Source organism: Marisediminicola sp. UYEF4, assembly GCF_040546025.1.
GTDB lineage: Bacteria > Actinomycetota > Actinomycetes > Actinomycetales > Microbacteriaceae > Marisediminicola.
Map to the genome: position 1 here is coordinate 1 of NZ_JBEPNA010000036.1, position 3,370 is coordinate 3,370.

At 65.0% G+C, this 3,370-nt stretch carries 3 protein-coding genes; all 3 read left to right on the forward strand.

From position 1 onward, the window contains the following. The first annotated feature begins 134 nt into the window (after positions 1–134). Genes ABIB15_RS15225 through ABIB15_RS15235 form a run of 3 tightly spaced genes read left to right on the forward strand, consistent with a single transcriptional unit; the run spans position 135 to position 3,282 of the window. The gene (locus ABIB15_RS15225; protein WP_354480486.1) at positions 135–1,373 is read left to right on the forward strand and encodes a tyrosine-type recombinase/integrase; all 1,239 of its coding nucleotides are present in this window, start codon (positions 135–137) and stop codon (positions 1,371–1,373) included. Further along, positions 1,370–2,296 carry a tyrosine-type recombinase/integrase gene (locus tag ABIB15_RS15230; RefSeq protein WP_354480489.1) on the forward strand — a complete coding sequence of 309 codons (927 nt, stop codon included), beginning with the start codon at positions 1,370–1,372 and terminating at the stop codon, positions 2,294–2,296. The genes ABIB15_RS15225 and ABIB15_RS15230 overlap by 4 nt, the downstream gene beginning before the upstream one ends. Next, complete coding sequence (locus ABIB15_RS15235) at positions 2,293–3,282, forward strand: tyrosine-type recombinase/integrase (RefSeq protein WP_354480492.1); 990 nt, start codon at positions 2,293–2,295, stop codon at positions 3,280–3,282. Before ABIB15_RS15230 ends, ABIB15_RS15235 begins: the two co-directional genes overlap by 4 nt. The last annotated feature ends 88 nt before the right edge of the window (positions 3,283–3,370 follow it).

A 3,370-nucleotide genomic window follows, 5' to 3' on the forward strand; every position in this document is an offset into this window, starting at 1 on the left:
GGCATTATTCCGATGTCCGGATTATGCCGATGTTGACGGTGGAGCCCTTGTCTTTGCTGGCCTCCGGGTGGATGTTATCGGCATAATCACGCCGCGGGTGCACGCTGGTCCTTCGTTGAGCGAAGGTGGACGCAGTGGCCGTTGTTGTGATGAAAGTTCCAGTTTCAGGACCGTTGGAGGAGTGGGCGGCGGGCTTCGCTGGGTATCTGGCCGCGGCCGGGTATGCGTCGACCTCGATTGAGTTGCGGGTGCGGTTGTTCGCCCATCTGAGCCGATGGTGCGACGCTGAGACACTGCTGCCGGCGCGGCTGAATGCGGCGGCGATCAACCGGTTTCTCGTGGCGCGGATAGCTTCTCATGTCGATTTGTCCTCACTGGCGACGTTGGCTCCGGTGATCTCTTTTCTGCGGTCGATCGGTGCGGTCCCGTCAGCGCCGGAACCGGAGCATGTTGCGGTCGGTGCGGTCGATGCTCTGCTGGATCGGTGGGGTATTTTCCTTCTCAGCGAGCGAGCGTTGGTGCCGTCAACGGTGAAGTATTACCGCGCGTTAGCGGAACCATTCGTGGCCTCGCGGCTGCGCGGGTCGGTGTTGGAGTGGGACACAGTGGATGCTGTGGTTGTGGCGCAGTTCGTGGCCGCGACGATTCCGCAGTTGCCGACGGGCACAGGAAAGTTGACGATTTCGGCGCTGCGGTCGTTGCTGCGTTACCTGTTCAGCAGCGGGGTGGTGGCCGACCGGTTGGATTCGGTGGTGCCGGGCCGGGCCGGCTATCGCGACGCGAGTCTGCCGCGCGGGGTGACGGCGGAGCAGGTCGCGATGATGGTCGCGGCCACGAGCGGGGATTCGGTGGTGCGGCGCCGAGATCGGGCGGTCCTGGCGGTGCTGTCTCGTTTGGCGTTACGGGCGGCGGATGTTGCTCGGCTGGAGCTGGAGGATCTTGATTGGCGAGCCGGGACGATCCGGGTCCGGGGCAAGGGCGGCCAGATCGATCTGATGCCGCTACCGACGGATGTCGGGCAGGCGTTGGCGGAGCATCTGCGGGGCGGCCGACCGGCCACGGCAGCGGGGCGGGCGGTGTTCTTCCGCTGCCGGGCCCCGTTCACCGCGTTGAGTGTCGCGGGGATTCAGGGCATCGTCCAGCAGGCGGCGCGGCGGGCAGGGTTGGGAGCAGTCGGTGCACACCGGCTGCGCCACACCGTTGCCACCGCAACGATCAACGCGGGCGCATCGCTGGAGGAGGTGGGACAGTTGCTGCGCCACCGGGGCCTGGCCTCGACAACGATCTACGCGAAAGTCGACCTGGTGCGCCTGGGCAGCATTGCCCGGCCCTGGCCTGGATCGGACTCGGTCCTGACAGCGGTTTTGTCATGAGCGACATGGCACGGCTCATCGATGACTACCTTCGGCTACGCCGCTCGTTGGGGTTCAAACTCGAGAAAAACGCACTGTTCCTCACTCAGTTCCACCAGTATCTGCAACAGAAGAACATCACGGTGATCACAGTCGAGGTCATGGTGGACTGGGCGATCCTGCCGAACAGGTCACCGAACTGGCATGCCTCACGGCTCGGGGTGTTGCGCAGCTTCGCGCGGTGGGCGCACCTGTTCGATTCCACGATCGAGGTCCCGCCCGCTGGTCTGCTGCCGGCACCGGGTGAGCGGCTGGTGGCGTTCGTGTATTCACCGGCAGAGATCAATGCGGTCATGGCGGCGGCGTCCGAGATCCGCACGCCGCTGGTCGCGGCCACTTACCGCACCCTGATCGGGTTGCTGGCGGCCGCGGGCCTGCGGGTGGGGGAAGCCATCCGGGCGGACCGCGCGGATCTTGCCGACGGGGTCTTGACGGTTGCGGACACCAAGTTCGGCAAGACCCGTCTTGTTCCCCTGCACCCGACCACGGTCGCGGCCCTGGGCGACTATGCCCGACTGCGCGACGAGATCCTGGGGCAGGTGCCCTCCGATGCGCTGTTCGTATCATTGGCGGGCACCCGGCTGATTTATAAGAACGTCGCTTTCGTCTTCCACCGGCTGGTGGGGAAGGCCGGGATCCTGCCGCGCTCGAGCCGGTGCCGGCCGCGCCTGCATGACCTTCGCCATACCTTCGCGGTCTCCACAATGCTCGATGCCTACCGCCACGACCGCAACGCGGCCGAGGTGCTGCCGATTCTGTCGACCTACCTGGGGCATGCGTCGCCGGGGAGCACGTATTGGTATTTGCAGGCAGATCCGCATCTGCTGACCTCAGCCGCCGAGCGCCGCTCTCCCGTGGGCGACGCAGTGAGGGTGTCATCGTGAGCGCTCTGGCTCCGACATTGGAGAAATACTTCACCGCCCATTTGGCCCATTCGTTGGGCGCCAGCAGCCACACCATCGCCGCTTACCGCGATACCTGGCGGTTACTGCTGGCCTGGCTGCTGGCGACCGGAGGCCACCGCCCCGAGACCGTTGATCTCCAGGTGCTGGACAGCGCCACGATCAGCGGCTTCTTGGGCTACCTGGAACAGGACCGCAGCAATGGCATCCGCACCCGCAACGCACGCCTGGCCGCGTTGCACTCGTTCTTCTCCTACGCCGCGCTGCAGCATCCCGAGCACGCCGAGTCCCTCGGTCGTGTGCTGGCGATCCCGGTCAAACGGCACTCCCGCACCGATATCAGCTACCTCTCCGAGGACGAAACGACCGCGCTACTGAACGCGGTCGATTGCTCCAAACGCACCGGGCGGCGCGATCGGCTGTTGATCCTCATCGCGATCAGCACCGGCATGCGTGTCAGCGAACTGACTGCTCTGACCTGGGGAGATGTTCACCTGGGCACCGGGGCGCATCTGGTCTGCCACGGCAAAGGACGCAAAGACCGCGCGACCCCGCTCAGCCGCGAAGACGTCGCGGCGATGACCGTTTGGAAAGCCGAACACTCCCCGGCGAGCACCGATGTTCTCTTCCCGACCCGGGACGGCACTCGGATGAGCACCGACGCCGTGGCCCAACGTTTGAGCGTCCATGTTGCAGCCGCGACCGGCACCGCGCCGACGTTGAAAACGAAGACCATCACCCCGCATGTGTTGCGCCATACGGCCGCGATGCGACTGCTACATGCCGGGATTGATACGACCGTCATCGCCCTCTGGCTTGGCCACGAATCTCCCGAGACCACCCAGATCTATCTCCACGCCGACCTCGCCATGAAGGAGAAAGCACTCGAACGCGTCCGCCCCATCGGTGTCCTACCGGGTCGCTACGAGCCGGGCGATGCCTTGATGGTCTTCCTCGAAGCCCTGTGATTATGCCGATAACATCCACCCGGAGGCCAGCAAAGACAAGGGCTCCACCGTCAACATCGGCATAATCCGGACATCGGAATAATGCCCC

Coding starts and splice junctions, on each gene's coding strand:
- ABIB15_RS15230 (WP_354480489.1), top strand. CDS start 1,370: ATGAGCGACATGGCACGGCTCATCGATGACTACCTTCGGCTACGCCGC.